Origin of the sequence: Mycobacterium sp. KBS0706 (assembly GCF_005938675.2) — a bacterium.
Classification (GTDB): Bacteria; Pseudomonadota; Alphaproteobacteria; order DSM-16000; family Inquilinaceae; genus Inquilinus.
Genome location: NZ_VCCH02000398.1, coordinates 1 through 328, shown reverse-complemented (window position 1 = coordinate 328; position 328 = coordinate 1). Strand labels below are relative to the sequence as shown.

Below are 328 nucleotides of genomic sequence, written 5' to 3'. Positions count from 1 at the left end.
CAGCGTCTCCGGCCCGTCCATGCCCGGCATCATGACGTCGAGCAGCAGCAGCTGGGGCGCGAAGCCGGGGGCCTGGGCCAGCGCCTCCTCGCCTGAGGCGCAGGCGGCCAGGACGAAGCCGCCGACCGCCTCCAGCGCGAAGCCGGCGACCGAGCGGATGTCGGCATCGTCCTCGACATAGAGGATGCGGGTCAGCGCCTCATCGGCCATGGCGGGGCCCTCCTTGCTTGTCCTGGACCAGGCCGTTGATCAGGTCGGTGATGGTCTGGTGCAGCTGCTCGTTGTCGGTGCGGCTCTTGACCAGCGAGGCGGAGACCGCGCTCGCGTA

General features: G+C 70.4%; 1 protein-coding gene. It reads right to left on the bottom strand.

Annotated elements, in window-relative coordinates:
• Window positions 1-210 (bottom strand): response regulator (locus FFK22_RS42450; protein WP_143957071.1); only part of this gene is annotated, 210 nt, incomplete at its 3' end.
• Window positions 211-328: the final 118 nt, after the last annotated feature.